At 59.6% G+C, this 17,867-nt stretch carries 7 protein-coding genes; 1 reads left to right on the top strand and 6 read right to left on the bottom strand.

From position 1 onward, the window contains the following. Window positions 1-11 precede the first annotated feature (11 nt). The 5 genes from JJB09_RS00675 to JJB09_RS00655 form a co-directional block, all read right to left on the bottom strand. Window positions 12-1,181: a glycosyltransferase gene (locus JJB09_RS00675; protein WP_201651788.1), complete on the bottom strand. Its 1,170-nt coding sequence runs from the start codon at window positions 1,179-1,181 to the stop codon at window positions 12-14. A gap of 165 nt (window positions 1,182-1,346) precedes the next feature. Continuing rightward, complete coding sequence (locus JJB09_RS00670; RefSeq protein ID WP_201651786.1) at window positions 1,347-2,531, bottom strand: calcium-binding protein; 1,185 nt, start codon at window positions 2,529-2,531, stop codon at window positions 1,347-1,349. Window positions 2,532-2,684: 153 nt separating this feature from the next. Beyond that, complete coding sequence (dnaJ, locus tag JJB09_RS00665; RefSeq protein ID WP_201651784.1) at window positions 2,685-3,824, bottom strand: molecular chaperone DnaJ; 1,140 nt, start codon at window positions 3,822-3,824, stop codon at window positions 2,685-2,687. Window positions 3,825-3,977: 153 nt separating this feature from the next. Further along, on the bottom strand, window positions 3,978-5,891 hold the full coding sequence (gene dnaK, locus JJB09_RS00660; RefSeq protein ID WP_201651782.1) for a molecular chaperone DnaK: 1,914 nt from the start codon (window positions 5,889-5,891) through the stop codon (window positions 3,978-3,980). 268 nt (window positions 5,892-6,159) lie between these two features. Beyond that, on the bottom strand, window positions 6,160-8,499 hold the full coding sequence (locus JJB09_RS00655) for a transglycosylase domain-containing protein (RefSeq protein ID WP_201651780.1): 2,340 nt from the start codon (window positions 8,497-8,499) through the stop codon (window positions 6,160-6,162). A 265-nt stretch (window positions 8,500-8,764) separates the two neighbouring features. Here JJB09_RS00655 and JJB09_RS00650 point away from each other — a divergent pair, with 265 nt between their 5' ends. Beyond that, on the top strand, window positions 8,765-9,034 hold the full coding sequence (locus JJB09_RS00650) for a hypothetical protein (RefSeq protein ID WP_201651778.1): 270 nt from the start codon (window positions 8,765-8,767) through the stop codon (window positions 9,032-9,034). A gap of 83 nt (window positions 9,035-9,117) precedes the next feature. On the opposite strand, the gene JJB09_RS00645 is transcribed toward JJB09_RS00650, so the two are convergent. Further along, complete coding sequence (locus JJB09_RS00645) at window positions 9,118-17,550, bottom strand: glycoside hydrolase family 94 protein (RefSeq protein WP_201651776.1); 8,433 nt, start codon at window positions 17,548-17,550, stop codon at window positions 9,118-9,120. Between the last annotated feature and the right edge of the window lie 317 nt (window positions 17,551-17,867).

The following is a 17,867-nucleotide window of genomic DNA, read 5'->3' as shown; positions in this document are numbered from 1 at the left end:
TTCTCTCTTGCTCATGCCGACGCCAGCTGCGCCAGCGCCTTTCTGTAAGTATGCTCTGCCAAATAGCGTTCGAGATAGTCCTTCGCACGGCCGGCTTTCGCCGCAGCAGCGGACGGATCGCCTGCGATCTCGCTCAGCTGGATCGCCGCGTGAGTCGCATCCGCATCAGCCCAGACAGCATCCTTCAGCCCGGCGAATTCCGGATGCGTGTCGACGACCGGAATCAGCCGGTAGCGGGTGTTCCAGGTATTGTCGGGATCGCAGAAATCCGATGTGCCCGACCAGCCGGTGGAAACAACGGGGGTGCCACTCAGGATCGCCTCGGCGACCGTCAGCCCAAACCCCTCCGACCGATGCAACGAGACATAGGCGTCCGACTGCGCGATGATGCCGTTGACATGCGAGGTAGGCAGCAGGTCGGCAACGATCCTGATGTTGCTGCTTTGCTTTGCCCGTTCGACCAATGCGCCCAGGCGTTCGTCCCGTGCCGGGTTGCCGCTGGCCTTCATCAGGAGATAGGCTTCTGGGTGGGTTGCCGAAAACATCCGAAATGCCTCGAAAACGGCCTCGGGGTTCTTCCGGTTTATCGAGGAACCGGCGCTGAAGATCGTGCTGATCAGAAACGCGTCCTCGGGTATGCCGAAGCGGGCTCGCATGCCCGGCGCCGCCGGCTTAGGCGTCACCGGATGCGGAACCACGATTACCGGGATATCGGTGTGTCTGGCGATAGCCCTGGCGGTAAACGAGGATGGAGCGAATACGGCGTTCATGTAACGCAGCGCCCGCTTCCATTCATCGGGAATGATCTCAAGCTCCCAGGCCCAGTAGCCGATATTGTAGGTTCTGGCGAACTTGCCAAGACCTATCCTGGCGATGGCACGCGGCAGCATGGGCGGGTTGAGATGAACGATACGGGTGGACGCATTGTCGGCCGGCTGCGGCGGACGCTGCCACTCGACATCGCCCGCTTCCTGGAGATCCGGGCTGACATCGCCGATCTTCACCGCAATTCGGGCTCTCGCCAATGCATCGACGCAGAGCCGGGCGGATTCGGCGATACCGGCGGTCATGGAGAAATAGCCATCAACCTCAATGGGCCTGGAGGATTCGAACGCTGCCCGCGACTTCGGGATAACCCGCTGCAGCACATGGCTTCGAAACATCCGATAATATTGGCGCACGGCTGAACCTTCTTTTCGCAATCAGGTTCAGGGATAGCGGACAGTTGTTATTGAAATCTGAAATTGCGCTTCATGGCCGATGTATGTGCCGAATTGATAAATTCATCCTCAAGAAAAGATAAACTCCGGGCGCTCTGCGCGGTCCCGCCTTTGCCGGAGTGCGCCTCAGAAGATGAAATCGGCCTTGTCCAACTCCGCCCTGGAGACGTCGACAAGCGTCAAAGCATCGTCGCCGGCGGAGATGACCAGATCGTCGCCCTTCACCGTCAGGTGATGCTTCATCAGGTCGCCGTAGGAGGTGATCGGGTCGAACTCGTCGAGCTCGATCCTGTCGGCACCATTGCCGAAATCGAGAATGCGGTCATGGCCATTGCCGATTTCGAACAGGAAGGTGTCGGCGCCACCACCACCCCTCAGCACGTCGTTTCCCCTGTTTGCGGCAAACTCGTCCCTGCCGGCGCCACCCGACAGCCGATTGTCAAAATCATTGCCGATGAGGCGGTTGGCGAGGTCGTTGCCGGTGCCGTTCACCTTACCATCGCCGTAGAGGATCAGATCCTCGAAATTGGAGCCGAGCGTCCAGCTGACGGAGGCGTAGACGAAATCCGACCCACCATTGGCGGCTTCGCGGATATCCAGCCCCGCCTTGTCGACATAGTAGAGGTCATCGCCTGCACCGCCGCGAACAATGCCGTTCATGGTACCGCCATCGTTCTGGTACACATCGTTGCCCGCGCCGAAGGTCACGTTGCCATTGATCGTGCCACGGTTGCTGACGATGGCACCGAGGGTGATCCCTGTCGCGTCGATGGCCAGTTTGGTCCCCTCGATGAGCCCGTTATTGGAGACGTTGGCGGTCGTCCCATCTAAGGCAATCCCACTCTCGCCGCGAATCGTGCCCTGGTTGATCACGTCGCTGCCGTCGCCGGTTATGTCGACCCCTCGAAGCTTGCCTTCTACCGTGCCCGCGTTCGTAAAGCGCAAGTCGTCAGCTACGCCAAAAAAGCCGGCATTCCCCGTGCCCTTGAGTGTTCCCTGATTGGTCGCCCACTGTTCGTCCGCATAGACTATGAGCCCATCGAGACCAGAGACGGTCCCAGTGCTGCCAACGACCAGAGTGTTGGCTTTGCCCCCATGCGTGTAGAAATCACCAACTATAACGCCAGCGCCGTATTTGGAAGAAATCTCGCCGTGGAGAGAGAAACTGCGACCGGTTGCGTCGCTGCCGGCATCGAGCGCCGTCAAGCCGCCCGGTGAGGTGATCGACCTGCCGGTTCCGAGCACATATTCGTTGCCGCCCGCTGTCGCGTCATAAGAGCCGGTCATTGTCTGAATGCTGATCTGAGCCATTTAAGCCTCCATGTCTCACTTGAGGACCTGTCTAAGGCTCTTGCATTTCAGCCGGAGTTCGCCGCGACGCGAGATTCGTTTCAATTGTTTCAAAACACAAACGCCCGCCCCTGACAGGGGCGGGCGTTCAAAGAACCTGCGATGCGGAGACCGTCAGTCGCTGAGCGTGTCGAAAAAGTCCTTCATCTTGGCGAAGAAGCCGCTCGATTCCGGATTGTTTTCCTTCGAGGAGATCTGCTGGAACTCATCGAGCAGTTCGCGCTGGCGCTTGGTGAGCTTCTGCGGCGTTTCCACTACGATCTGCACGTAGAGATCGCCGGTCTGGTGCGACCGCAACACCGGCATCCCCTTGCCCTTCAAGCGGAACTGCTTGCCGGTCGGGGTACCTTCGGGAACCGTCACGCGCGACTTGGTTCCGTCAAGCGTGGAGATCTCGAACTTGCCGCCGAGCGCCGCTGTCACCATCGGGATGGTGACCATGCAATAGAGGTCCGCGCCATCGCGCTTGTAGAACGAATGCGGCCGAACCGACATGAAGATGTAGAGATCGCCGGACGGGCCACCGCGCAAGCCAGCCTCGCCTTCGCCCTGCAGGCGAATGCGCGTGCCGTCTTCGATGCCTTCTGGAATGTTGACCTGCAGCGAGCGCTCTTCGGTGACTCGGCCCTGGCCATGGCACTTGGTGCACGGATCGGAAATCGTCTGGCCCTTGCCCTGACAGGTCGGGCAGGTGCGCTCGATCGAGAAGAAGCCCTGTGTCGCGCGGACACGGCCCGAGCCATGACAGGTCGCGCAGGTCGACGGTTTGGTTCCCGGCTTTGCGCCCGAGCCCGTGCAGACATCGCAAGTGATGGATGACGGCACACGGATCTGCGCAACCTTGCCCGTGAAGGCTTCCTCGAGCGAGATTTCCATGTTGTAGCGCAGGTCTTCGCCGCGCTCGCGGCCCTGTGACTGGCCGCCGCCACGACGGCGCCCGCCCATCATTTCGCCGAAGATGTCCTCGAAGATGTCGGAGAAGCCACCGGCATTCTGGAAACCGGCGCCCTGCCCACCCGGGCCACCCTGTTCGAAGGCAGCGTGACCGAAACGGTCGTAGGCCGCGCGCTTCTGGGGATCCTTCAGCATTTCGTAGGCTTCGTTGAGCTCCTTGAATTTCTTCTCTGCTTCATGATCGCCGGGGTTCTTGTCGGGGTGCCATTTCATGGCGAGCTTGCGGAAGGCGCTCTTGAGCTCCTTTTCATCCGCAGTCTTGCTCACGCCGAGCGTTTCATAAAAATCAGGTTTTGCCATTTGTTACTGTACCGGACGCGCAAGCGTTCTGAATTTGGTTCTGGATCTTCCATTCCTCTCTTCAGGTTCAGCGCCCACGGGGGCGCCAGATTTTGAAAGGATGGTCAATTGAGAAGGCCTGCAAGCGAACTTGCAGGCCTGATTTCGATCAGCTTAAGCCGACTTTTTCTTGTCGTCGCTGACGTCTTCGAAGTCTGCATCGACGATGTTGTCATCGGCGGTCGGGCCGTCCTCGCCCGGAGCGCCACCCTCTGCCTGCTGAGCTTCATACATCGCTTGGCCTAGCTTCATCGACGCTTCGAGTAGCGCCTGAGTCTTGGCCTTGATGTCCTCGGCATCGGCATCTTCCGATGCGGTCGCTGCCTTGAGCGCCTCGATCGCAGCGGCGATTGCCGCACGGTCGTCCTCGGTCACCTTGTCGCCGAAGTCCTTGAGGGACTTTTCGGTCGAGTGGATGAGGCTCTCGGCCTGATTGCGTGCTTCCACGCCTTCACGACGCTTCTTGTCGCCCTCGGCATTGGCTTCGGCATCCTTGACCATCTTTTCGATGTCGGCGTCGGAGAGACCGCCAGATGCCTGGATCCGGATCTGGTGTTCCTTGCCGGTGCCCTTGTCCTTGGCCGATACCTGCACGATACCGTTGGCGTCGATGTCGAAAGTGACTTCGATCTGCGGGACGCCACGCGGTGCCGGCGGAATGCCGACGAGGTCGAACTGGCCAAGCAGCTTGTTGTCGGAGGCCATTTCGCGTTCGCCCTGGGCGACGCGGATGGTCACGGCCTGCTGGCCGTCTTCGGCGGTCGAAAACACCTGGCTCTTCTTGGTCGGGATCGTCGTGTTGCGATCGATCAGGCGGGTAAACACACCACCGAGCGTTTCGATGCCGAGCGACAGCGGGGTCACGTCGAGCAGCAGAACGTCCTTGACGTCGCCCTGCAGAACGCCGGCCTGAATGGCAGCACCCATGGCAACGACTTCATCGGGGTTGACGCCCTTGTGGGGCTCCTTGCCGAACAGCTGCTTGACGACTTCCTGGACCTTGGGCATGCGGCTCATGCCGCCGACCAGAACCACTTCGTCGATTTCAGCGGCAGACACGCCGGCATCCTTGAGTGCGGCCTTGCACGGCGCAACGGTGCGCTGCACGAGGTCGTCGACCAGGCTTTCGAACTTGGCGCGGGTCAGCTTCATCGTCAGGTGCTTCGGACCGGTCGCATCGGCTGTGATGAACGGCAGGTTGATTTCGGTCTGCTGCGAGGACGAAAGCTCGATCTTGGCCTTTTCGGCAGCTTCCTTGAGGCGCTGCAGGGCAAGCTTGTCGTTCTTCAGCTCGATGCCCTGTTCCTTCTTGAACTCGGCTGCGAGATATTCGACGAGACGCATGTCGAAGTCTTCACCGCCGAGGAAGGTGTCGCCGTTGGTGGACTTCACTTCGAAGACGCCATCGCCGATTTCGAGAACCGAAATATCGAAGGTGCCGCCGCCAAGGTCGTAGACAGCAATCGTCTTGCCTTCGCGCTTGTCCATGCCATAGGCAAGGGCAGCTGCGGTCGGCTCGTTGATGATGCGCAGGACTTCGAGACCGGCGATCTTGCCGGCGTCCTTGGTGGCCTGGCGCTGGGCGTCGTTGAAATATGCCGGAACAGTGATAACGGCCTTTTCGACCTTCTCGCCGAGATAGGCTTCCGCGGTTTCCTTCATTTTCTGAAGGATCATGGCGGAAATCTGCGAAGGCGAATAGCCGGTGCCGCGGGATTCGACCCAGGCATCGCCGTTAGGCGCCTTGACGATCTTGTAGGGAACGAGGCCCTTGTCCTTTTCAACGGTCGGGTCTTCATTGCGGCGGCCGATCAGGCGCTTGACCGCGAAGACGGTATTTTCCGGGTTGGTCACAGCCTGACGCTTGGCCGGCTGACCGACCAGACGCTCACCTTCTTCGGTGAAAGCCACCATGGAAGGCGTTGTACGCGCGCCTTCGGAGTTTTCGATCACCTTGGAGTCCTTGCCATCCATGATGGCGACACAGGAGTTGGTGGTCCCGAGGTCAATACCGATTACTTTAGCCATTTTCACTTCTCTCCTTTTAGCAGGCTGCCGGGACCCTCAACAAGGCGTTCCCACGCAACCCCTCTGGAATTGGGTTTTGCGTTCTTCAGAGCTTCAAGAGCTCAGGTTCATGCCGGGTATATAAGGAGGCATTTTTGGCTCTGCAAGGCGTTAGTGACCGCGATGCCACCCAAAATACAATGTTTGTGACAAGAATTATTACAGCTTTTTCAGCCGATCCATAAGGTAGCGCAATTTGTTTCCACCGAGATCTGGCGTCCTATCGCCGTCACTCCTGCATAATCACGTCCAGCAGCGTGGAGTTGGCCTTCTTCGGCTGCGGGTTTGCGCCGGTCCGGCCGACGTCCATTGGCGGCACGAGACCGTTGTTCTGGTCGCGATCCGAGTGCCGGATTACATCATCGATCTCTGCCGCCGGCAAACCGCTCTCATCGACGACTGGGCGGTCTCGATTGACCTTGGTATGGTTGCCACTGACGCTTTCGCCCTGCCCCACGCCAACTTCCGGCGTCGGCTTGCCGCCATCGCCGCCCAGCGCATTGGAAATCATCTCGAACAAAGTGTCTTTGTGCTGCTGCTGCGGCTGCTCGCCCGCCACCGGGTCCGGATCCTGCATCTGAACGCCACCAAGGCCGAACAGAGGCGCTGGCGCAAGCCCCTTGTGGGCGGCGATCATGAAATCGCTCCAGGTCTGCGCTGGCAGCCCGCCGCCGGTAACCTTCTTCATCGATGCGCCGTCGTCATTGCCGAACCACACGCCGGTCGTCAGATTGGCCGAATAGCCCACGAACAACGCATCGCGGAAGGACTGGGTGGTTCCGGACTTGCCAGCCACCTGCCAGCCCGGGAGCTTGGCCTTCTTGCCAGTGCCGCGGGTGATGACGCCGGCCATCATCATGTTCATCTGGGCGGCAATCTTCTCCGAAATGACCTTGGGTGGCGTATCGTAGGTGTTCTCGTAGAGCACTTTGCCGGAAACCGTGGTCACACGTTTGATGACATGCGGCGTCGCCTTGAATCCGCCGTTCATGAATGGCGCGTAAGCAGCAGTCAGCTCCACGAGGCTCACCTCTGAGGTTCCCAGCGCGATCGAGGCATTGTCCTGCAATTCGGTTTCGATACCCATGCGATGGGCAAGCTTGGAGACGTTCTGCGGGCCGGCTTCCATGACCAGTTGGGCCGCAATGGTGTTCAGCGAATTGGCTAGCGCGTTGGCGAGCGTCACCTGGCCGCGATACTTGTTGTCGTAGTTTTCCGGCGTCCACTTGCCGATGCGCACCGGGGCGTCATTGCGCACCGAGCCGGGGGTAAGCCCCTGCTCCAGCGCTGCGGCATAGACGAACGGCTTGAAGGCCGAACCGGGCTGGCGCTTGGCCTTGAAAGCACGATTGAACTGGCTCTTGGCATATTCTCGGCCACCGACCACGGCGCGGATCGCGCCGGTTCCGTCGATGGACACAAGAGCGGCCTGCGAAACGCCGAGCCGCTTGCCATCCTTGTCGAGTGCCGTCTGGATCGATTTCTCGGCCGCCTTTTCCAGGGTCTTGTCGATCGTCGTGTCGACGACGATATCTTCCTTCACCTCGCCGATCAGGCCGGGCAACTCATCCATGACCATGTCGGCGGCGTAGTGCTCGGCACCCGACCAGTAGCTTTTCGCCTTCGGCGCTTTCTGGTCCAGTGCAGCTGTCAGCTCGTCGTGATTGATATAACCTTGGTCCTCCATGGCAGCGAGCACCAGCTTGGCGCGCGCCATCGCCCCTTCCGGGTTCTTGGCAGGAGAAAGCGCTGACGGAGCCTTGAGCAGGCCGGCCAAGATCGCCGCTTCGGTCAGGTTCACGTCTCGCGCTGATTTATTGAAGTAGCGCCTGGAGGCTGCCTCCACGCCATAGGAATTGGAGCCAAAGAACACCCGATTGAGGTACATCGCAAGGATCTGTTCCTTGGTGTATTTACTCTCGAGCCAGAAGGCGAGCAACAGTTCCTGCACCTTGCGTTCGAGCGTGCGCTCCGGTGTCAGGAACATGTTCTTGGCGAGCTGCTGGGTAAGCGTCGAGCCACCCTGCACCATGCGGCCGGACATGGCATTGCGCATCATGGCGCGCGAAAGACCTATCGGATCGACGCCGAAGTGCGAATAGAACCGCCGATCCTCGATGGCCATGACCGCCTGTGGAATATAGGGCGACATGGAATCGAGCGGCACTGCCTCGCCGCCTGTGGAGCCGCGATTGGCGAGCAGGCTGCCGTTTACATCGACGATCTTGATATTGGGCGGCCGGTCAGGCATCGCCCAGCTTTCGGCGCTCGGCATGCGCGAGCCGTAGTAGACAAGCAATCCGGCGACGGCGATTCCGCCCCAGAGGCCGAGAACGAGCATCCAGTAGATGCCTCGGCGCAGGAAGCCAAACAGTCCGCCACCCGAACGCCGCTTGGTTCGCGAACGGCTCGTCGAACGCGATGATTTCGAAGTCGGCTTGGCGGCGCGGCTGGTTTTGGAAGTTGCGCGATCACGTGGGTCGGCACGCAAATCGTCGTCACGACCACGCCTGCCTCCTCCATCGAAGGAAGGTTCGATTCTCTTGCCGGACTTCGATTTTGCCGCCATGCGCGCGTATTTTCAGCCTGTGGTCGTCTGATGATTAGAATTTGCGATGAACTTTAAATGTGGCGATTTAACGGGCCGTTAACTGGGCTAACCGGGGTTTCCCTGACAGCTCAAACGCTTGCTTTGCTGTGTGGCAGATATGCCGATGTAACGCCAGCGCAGAACTCAGACGCCTCAACAAATCGTGAAACGACGCACTGGACCGACGGGTATAGTATCGCGCCTTCGCCAAAACGGAGGGCTGAACTGACTACAGGAGCAAATGATGAACAAGGTTCTAAAGATAGCCCTGGCTTCGGCCGCGGCAATAACGTTCATCGTCAGTGCATCGGCAGGTTTTGGAGCAGACAGGAACAATAGGGACCCGAACAACCCCAATGGGTTGAGCAACGGCAGGGGCCCCTCGGTTGAGGAGCGAGAAATACTTGATTACGGCATGACGGGCTCGATCACTCGATGCGAGAGCGAAACATGGGATCAGTACGGTAACTGCGTAATCTTCGACCCTGAATACAGGTACCAAGACAGGTACTGATAAAGACAATCCCATTCAGCCATGAAATCATACTGCCCTTCGCACGGCTTGCGGAGGGCCTGTCGGGCACCTCGCCTTTCCCCTTAAGATGAAAGCTCGAATGTACCGTCGCCGGTGGCAGACGCCTTTCCGTTGACGGTCACCGTGTGAGTGCCGTCGGCCGACCGCACCACATCCACCGCGAACTGCTTGCCATCCAGTTGCAGCATAGCGCTGAAGCCCGGCCATTGCGAGGGGAGCGCGGGCCGGATGACCAGTGTGGCGCCCCGTCTGTTGATCCCGAGTATCGCCTCGACGGCAGCTCGGTAGAGCCAGCCAGCCGAACCTGTATACCACGTCCAGCCGCCCCGACCTGTGCGATCCGCCGCCCCGTAGACATCCGCCGCGACCACATAGGGCTCGACACGGTAAAGCTCCGCATCCTCCCGCGTCAGGGCATGATTGACGGGGTTGAGCATCGAAAACAGCCGCCACGCATCGTCGGCTCGACCCAGCCTCGCAAGGGCATAGGTCGTCCAGATTGCAGCATGCGTATATTGTCCGCCATTTTCGCGTACACCGGGCGGGTAGCCCTTGATGTAACCAGGATCCCTGGCGGAATGCTCGAAAGGCGGCGCAAACAGTTTGACGATGCCGGCCGTGTCATCGACGAGGTGTGAGAGAACGCTGTTCATTGCCTGTTCGGCGCGACTGGCATCACCTGCCCCGGATAGCACGCTCCAAGACTGGGCAATCGAGTCGATCCTGCATTCCTCGCTGGCGGCCGAACCGAGGGGCGAACCGTCATCGAAATAGCCCCTACGATACCATTCGCCGTCCCAGGCCTCGGATTCGATGGCCTTCTTCAGGCTGATGCAATGGCTCTGCCAAGCATCGGCACGGGTCTGGTCGCCCCGCTCGCGCGCAATGATGACAAAGTCTTCAAGCGCCTTATGGAGGAACCATCCAAGCCATGTGCTCTCACCCCGGCCTTCGATGCCGACGCGGTTCATGCCATCGTTCCAGTCCCCGCCGAGGATGAGCGGCAGACCGTGCGAGCCCGTGCGGTGCACGGCGAGATCGAGCGCCCGCGCGCAATGTTCGTAGAGGCTGCCGACTTCACCGGATATGGTCGGCACCATGTAACTCTCATGCTTTTCGCCCAGCGGTTCGCCTTGAAGAAATGCGATTTCCTCGTCGAGAATGGCGCGATCGCCGGTTGTGGCAACATAGTGCGCAACCCCGTAGCCCAGCCAGGCGACGTCATCCGAAATCAACGTGCGAACGCCCGCTCCGGACTTCGGCAACCACCAATGCTGCACATCGCCCTCGACAAACTGACGGCTTGCGGCGTTCAGGATCTGGGCACGAGCAAGGCCCGGATCCTGCAGCATCAGCGCGAGCGTGTCCTGCAACTGGTCGCGGAATCCGAACGCGCCGCTTGCCTGATAGAAAGCGCTGCGGGCGCGAATGCGGCATGCGAGACTCTGGTAGGGCAACCAGGTATTGACCATCCGGTCGAATGCCTTATCAGGCGTCGTGACCTGCAGGGTGGCAAAAAAGGCCTCCCACTGGCTTTCAGTCTCGCGCAGGCTTTGTCCAAACCCCTCCGCCAGCAGCCTCTTGATCATCGGTTCGGCCAACTCTTGCGTCTCGACATCGCCGAGAATGAAGACGACCTCTGTCATACTGCCAGCTGCGACAGAGGCATCCACGGCAATCGCCGCACATGGATCGCCACCGCTTTCCTCTGTGCCGGAAAGCGCTGCACCCGAAACAGCTGTTTCCGGCGCAAGGCTGTTGCCCGTTTCGCCCAGAAACTCCATGCGGTTGATGGTGTGGGATGAAAGGGCCGCGCTCGATGCGAGGAACGCAACGCGCTCCGAATTCTCGACACTGAAGGGGTTAGAGGCCATCAAGGCGTTGGTGTCTTCGCTATGCCAGCTCTTGATGTGGGGAGCTGTCTTAGCTCGATTGTTTCCCAGTACCCATTCCACATATCCATAAATCCTGAAATTCCTCGGAGCCGATCCGCGATTGGCGATCTTCAGACGGATCAGCTTGGCGGGATCGCGGGGCGCGACAATCTGCGTCATCTCGATGGCCAAATCGCCAACGGTCGAGGAAAATGTCGAGTAGCCGGGACCATGCCGGGTTTCATGCAGGATCGCCGGATCGGCCGACAGGGCTGGGAAGGGTGAGAGCATCGTGCGGCGGTCGAGGTCATGGATGTAGAAACCCTCGCCCGGACGATTGCTGACCGGGTCATTGCTCCAGGGTGTGAGCTGATAGTCGCGCGAATTGGTGCTCCAGGTAAATCCCGCGCCCTCCGCCGACACATGGAAACCAAAAGTGCCGTTGGAGATGACATTGACCCATGGATGGGGCGTTGCCTGGCCGCCCCTCAGGCGAATGACATAGTCCCTGCCATCAGCATCAAAACCACCGTAACCGTTCCAGAATTCCAGATCGCCGCCGGCATCCGCGGCAGTTTCGAGCGCGGAAGTTGCAGGCCTGGCGATCGCGCGACGGCGGGCCGCGGCAATCGATTCCGGCCTTCCGGCCGCAGCCTCGCTATCATAGATGCGTTCGAGCCTGTCTATCTGCTCTAATATGGCGCCATTGCGTGTATGCAGCACAATGCGCGCCGCGCCCATCAGAGCTTCATAGGCATCATCGTCAATCAGGTCTCTGCGAACCGAGAAAATGTGCTGCGCGGGGCCTGACGACAGCCCCCGACGCCGGGCGTTCTCGCACATGAAATCGATGGCATGCTGAACGTCCTGGGCATAGGTCGAGCCACGCTCGTTGATGATGACGAGATCGGAAATGACGCCGCGCCCGCGCAGGTATTCCTGCATACGGAACGCCTTCTGAATGATCGGCAGATCGACGTCGTTATCTATGCGAAGTGCAAAAATGGGGAAGTCGCCCGAAATCGAAAGCGGCCAAAGCGCTGATTGCGGCGCTTCGCCCACCTGCCCGCCAGTCTGCACCTGCCTGAGGCGCATATCAGGGTAGATCAGGAAGGCGGCGATGCGTTGGAAAATCAGCGCTTCCTCGTGGGTGGTATCCAGATGCCGGATCTGCACTTGCGAACGTGTCCAGGCATGACGGCTTTCATGGTTGAAACACTCCACATGGCGGCAACGCTCGACGGCGCGCTCGACTTCGGGACGGTTTGGCGCGGCGATTGTCCAGAAGGTGACAGACGCCTCCCGGCCGGACGGTATGCGCAGCACCCGCCGCAGCGAGAAGATCGGATCCAGTGTGAACCCCTGATGCCCCTGCAATGGCGCCTCGCCCTCGAACGCCAGCGCGTTGGCCAGTTCCCTTCCCCGGCCGATGAAGGCCCGCCGGTCCGTCTCGGCTTCGGTTCGCCTGCTTCTGCCCGCGCCGGTGACGAGATGGGCAACCTCTATGTCCGGCTCGTCTGGCGACCGCTTGTTGCGTCTTGCATAGATGACGTCGCCATCCTCGGATATTTCCGTTTTGACGAACATTTTCGAAAAGACCGGGTGGGCTGCGTCGCTGTCGGGAAACGCCAGCACGAGTTCACCAAACGATGTCACTTCGATGTAACGATCGATTTCGCCAGTGTTTTTGATGGTCAGCCGCCTGGCTTCAGCATCCGATTCGGTTGCGACCAGGATTTCGAGCCGAGACTCGATGTCTCCAACTTTCTTGCGAAACTCCGCCTTCTCATCAGAGAATATCGCGCGCGACACCTCGTCAGGCCCCTGCTTCGGTCCGGCAGTCGCCGACCACCAGTTGCCATCTGCAACGTCGCGCAGAAAGACATAGCTGCCCCAATCATCCGAGGTGGGATCGGGCTTCCAGCGCGTCACAGCCTGACCGTTCCACATCGAGTAACCCGAGCCGGTGGCAGTGACCATCAGCGCATAATGGCCGTTGGAAAGCAGCGATACGGCGCGCTTGGTGTTCAATGGATCTTCGACCAGCCGATATTTCTGGCCCAATCCCGCCCGGAGCGTGTCTGGCCGGCCATCGCCGAGCTCGACCTTGACGACTGCCACGAAGTCGCGTGGCGCTTTTTCCTGGAGGAGAAGTTCGGCAGCCTCGATCACCGGATCGCTGTGAAAGCGATCTCGCAGCAGACCATTGTGCACGGCATTGCCGATTGCGGTGATCGTCATGCCCTGATGATGCGCCATGTAGTTCTGCACCACGGCACAATCCCGGCCTTCCGGTATGCGGCTCTCGGTGAAGTCCACGGCGTCATAGTAACCATAGATTCCCAGCGCTCCGAGAGCCTGCAGCCGCTCGTAGTTGGCGACAGCCTCTTTGGGATAGAACTGGCTCGCAAGACCGGTCGAGTAGGGCGCGATCACCACATTGGCGGCAATGTTGCGCTTGAGCCCGAGTGCGGGCACTCCGAAATTCGTATATTGATAATTCAGTTCGCGGTCGCGCGCGTTATAGGCGGATTCCGAAACGCCCCACGGCAAACGCTTGCCACTGGCATATACCATCTGCCCGACGATGGAGAGCCTGTCTGACTGGTTGAGGATGCCGCCTTGCCGCTCGTGCATGACGATAGCCGGCATCAGATACTCGAACATCGAGCCTGCCCACGAGACCAGGACCGCCTGCCCTTTCACCGATGTGACCGGACGACCAAGGCGAAACCAGTGTTCGCTCGGCAGGTCGCCCTTGGCGATTCCGAACAAGCTTGTCAGCCGCGCCTCCGAGGCCAGGAGATCGTAACAGGCCTCATCGAGCTTGGCGTCTTCATACTGGTAGCCGATCGACAGAAGGCGGCGTTCCGAATTGAAGAGAAAGGCAAAATCCATGGCGAAGGCCAGAGCCCTTGCACGCTCGCCCAGCTCCAGCAGACGCTCCCGCAAGACCTCCGTCTGGTCGCGGTCGAAAACCGCATCGCCGAAGTGGGCCTCGCAAACCCTGTGCAGCTTGGCTGCCCATTCTGTCAGCCACCCGGTAGCAGAACTTGCAAGCTCCCCATGCAGATCCTTCACCAACGCTTCGATTTCACGGGCTATGACGGACAATCCGATAGAGCGGACGGGAGCGAATTGCGGGGTTTCGAGATTGGATTGCAGTGCGGCCACAAATCCTTCCAGCCGTTCCTCCAAACGACGTCGAAGCGGCCTGATGTTGCGGCGGTTGTCGGGAACGCGGGCCAGCGTTTCACGGACGATCTGCACGGTGTCGCCAATCCCGCGGGCATCTCCCAACAGATGGACGGCGGGGGCGGCAGCCCATTCCCTCAGGCTCGATGAAACCACTACGAGGTGGCTGGCGAGGTTGCCGCTATCCACGGACGAAATGTAGCGGGGCGAAAGTGTCGCCATCGATTTCGTGTCGTACCAATTGAATAAATGGCCCTTGTGCTTGTCCATCCTCTCGACCGTCGCGATGGTTTGCTCAACCCTCTCGATCGCTTCATTGAAACTGATCCATCCCATATCGCGAGCCGTGATCGTCGAGATCAGATAAAGTCCGATATTGGTCGGTGAAGTGCGATGGGCTACATAGGGGATCGGCACTTCCTGAAAATTGTCGGGCGGCAGGTAATTGTGCTCGGCGCTGACAAACGTTTCGAAATAATGCCAAGTGCGCCTGGCGATGGCGCGCAGCGCATTGGTATCTTCCTGGGAGATTACCAGGCAGTCCTCATTCACTTCCGACTGGCTGACCCACCAGGCAAGCCCCGGCGCTATCAGCCAAATCAGGGTGAAAATGCCAGCCACTATGGCGTTGGCCGGGTTGACCAGCGCGACGATGGCAAAAAGCACCACCGCAGCCACCAGCGACAGCGCCATCATCCTGTAGTAGTCGCCGACGCCATTCGGTCTTGCAGCATGCGCATCCTCAGCCGTCAGCCACTCCAGCAGGTGCCGGCGGCTGATGAACAGACGATAGGCCGTTCTGACGATCGCATCGATCATGGTGATCGCGTTGTGGATCATGAACGCGATGAGGAGGCCGATCTGGGCCAGGGCATCTATGCATTCGGCCAGAATCGTCTTGAGATGGCGCCATGGCGTGACATCCCGTTGCTGGGGAGCGAGCCCGGTCAGCAGCGATAGCAGCGTCGCGGCAAAAGTGCTTCCGATCAGGACCAATTGCCAAAAAGCCGCAGCCGGCGGTGAAAGCAGGCACCAGCCCAGCATTGACGCCACCAGCCAGATGACGGGCATCAGCGACCGACGCAGATTGTCCAGCATTTTCAATCTTGCGAGCGCACCCAGCCCGTTATTTCTGTCAAAGATCATCGGCAGGAGCTGCCAGTCGCCGCGTGCCCAGCGATGCTGTCTTGACAGCTCCACCTCATAGCGGACCGGAAAATCTTCGACAAAGGTCACGTCGCTGACAAGCGCGCAGCGCGCAAAAGACCCTTCCAGAAGATCATGGCTCAGCACCGTATTCTCGTCGATCCGCCCTTCCAGTGCCTCGGAGAAGGCGCTGATGTGATAGAGCCCCTTGCCTGTATACGAACCCTCACCAAACAGGTCCTGATAGAGATCGGATACTGCAAAAACATAGGGATCGAGGCCGCAGTCCTGGGAGAATATCCGCTGGAAAACGGATGCCTCGTCGCCGGTCGTCAGCGATGGCGTGATGCGCGGCTGCAGGATGCCGTAACCCTCGGTAACCCTTCCGGTCTCCGCGTCGACCACCGGAGCATTCAGCGGGTGCGCCAGTTTTCCAATAAGCTTTCGGGCCGAATCCCGGGGAAGTCGGGTATCGGAATCAAGTGTCAGGATATACTGGATGCCTGTCGGCAGATCCTCATGGTGGCCGACGAAGGTGGTGTCCTGTTCGCCGTTCAAAAGCAGGTTCAGCTCATGCAGCTTGCCGCGCTTTCGCTCCCAGCCCATCCATACGCTTTCGGCCTTGTTGAACAGTCGGCGACGATGCAGCAGAAAGAAACGTCGGGGGCCGGCCGTCAGGTATTTATAGGCAATCCGGTCGATCTCGGCTTCCGCAAACGCCAGAAGCTCCTTGTCGTCCTCCGCTTCCTCCTGTTCGGCATCAGGCCAATCGCTTAACAGCGCAAAGCAAATATTGTCATCGGGGTTGGCGAGATAGTGGATCTCCAGATTTCGCACCAATGCCGCGATGGCATCCCGGTCGGTCAGCAAGCACGGGATGACGACCATGGTCCGTACAGTCTGTGGTATGCCGCTCTTGAACTCGTAACCCGGCAAAAACGATGGTGGCAGTAGTGCGAAGACGATGCTGCGAAAGATCGCGGAAGCGACCTCCCAGGCAAGCGGCGCAAAGACGAGGCTAAGCACTAGGTTTTCAATGACATCCAGCGCCAGGAAGCTCAGCATCCAGGAAGCGAAACCGACCATCGCCAGCGCCATCAGCGCGACGGGCACCATCAAGGTGGCAACGCCAGCGCGTCGCGCGGCAGACTCCACTCGCTGCAAGACAGGTGTTCGATAGCCGGCGGCGCGCCTGAGGGCTGAAACACCAACCCCGACCAGGTAGTAGCCGACATTGGCCTGCCGCCTTGCAGGGTCAGTGTCCGGCATGGCGGACTCACGGGCAGCAAATTCAAGCGCGAGCTTAGCGACCTCGATTTCGGATTTATCCGAGCGGCGCGCCGTTTTCTCGATTGCCGTGCGGTAATGATTGCGCGTGGTCGGATCGAGCCGACCGAAATCAGAGCCTTCGCGCAACGCCCTGTCGACGGTGGAAATTTCCTCGAACCATTTCGTCCAGTCGAAATCGTCAATGCGCCGCAAGCTGCGAATAATGTTGCCGACAGTCAGGTTGTTGGTCGATATCCTTGCATGCTCGGCAATCATCACCTCTTCGGCATTGCTGTCGCGCGCTTCGAGACGTGCCTCGAGCCAATCGAGCGCTTCCGATGCGGCTTCGGAATCTTCCCGCAAGCGATAGAGCAGCTGGGTGGAGAAAGCGTTGTCGCCGGTAAGCTTCGCCTTCACCCGAAAGGCGGCCTCCAGGCCGCTCCGATCGCTGCTGGTTGCCAGGAAATCGGCGAACCGATTGGCTTCAATGCGCATCTGACGAGATTGATCGACCCGATCGGAGATGCGGCGCAAATTCTCGAGCAGTATGTATCTGAGGATGGCAGGAACAGCCCAGATCTCGCCAATGGTCAAGGACTGGCTATGTTGGAACCCGTTGACGACCGCACTCAGCGTAGCCCCTTCGAACGTGCTGTCGGTATGGGCAACATAGACCCAGGCAAGCGCAAACGTTCGTGGCAACACGGCCCCGCCCTCGACGGTGATTTCCGGGAGTTGCCGATAGAACTTGAGCGGCAGGTCGCGGCGTACCTGACGAAGGTTTTCGCGCACCAGATGATGGTTGTCGAGCAGCCACTCCGCAGCCGGGGTTATGACCTGGCTGCTGCGCGATGCGATCGAAATTCTCTCGTAGTTTCCGTGGATCGCGATCTCGTTGTCGAAAAGTCGAGCCGGAAACCGGAATGGCTTGAAAAAAGGCAGCGAAGGCAAACTAGCGGACGCGAGCCCGCGGCCGATGTCGCTGAGTTCCGCCTCACTGCGGAATTCCATACGAATAGGCTGGTCCAAGCCATCAAAGGCGGCGACGCTGACTCGTGGAATCTGATTTTTCTTTGTTCCAATATCCATCAGCAATCGTTCCACCCGCAGCCTCTATTGCTGTGGAGAATGCCTGCGGGACGAAATGGTTCCGTCAATCCACCGTCGTTGTGACTCGGCCGAACGTGATTGTCTCGCCCTGCTACCAGACATTCGAGCGGCGAGCCAAGCCGACAAGCCGCCCGAAGCCACCCAGTGTTCATGCACTGTGCGTTTCAGCGGCTGTTTCTCGCGGAAGCCGAGTGTTTTGCGGCTGACCTTTTTACTGA

The organism is Phytoamicus setariae, from assembly GCF_016722925.1.
Taxonomy (GTDB): domain Bacteria; phylum Pseudomonadota; class Alphaproteobacteria; order Rhizobiales; family Rhizobiaceae; genus Rhizobium_E; species Rhizobium_E setariae.
This window is presented reverse-complemented; position numbering and strand designations above follow the sequence as displayed.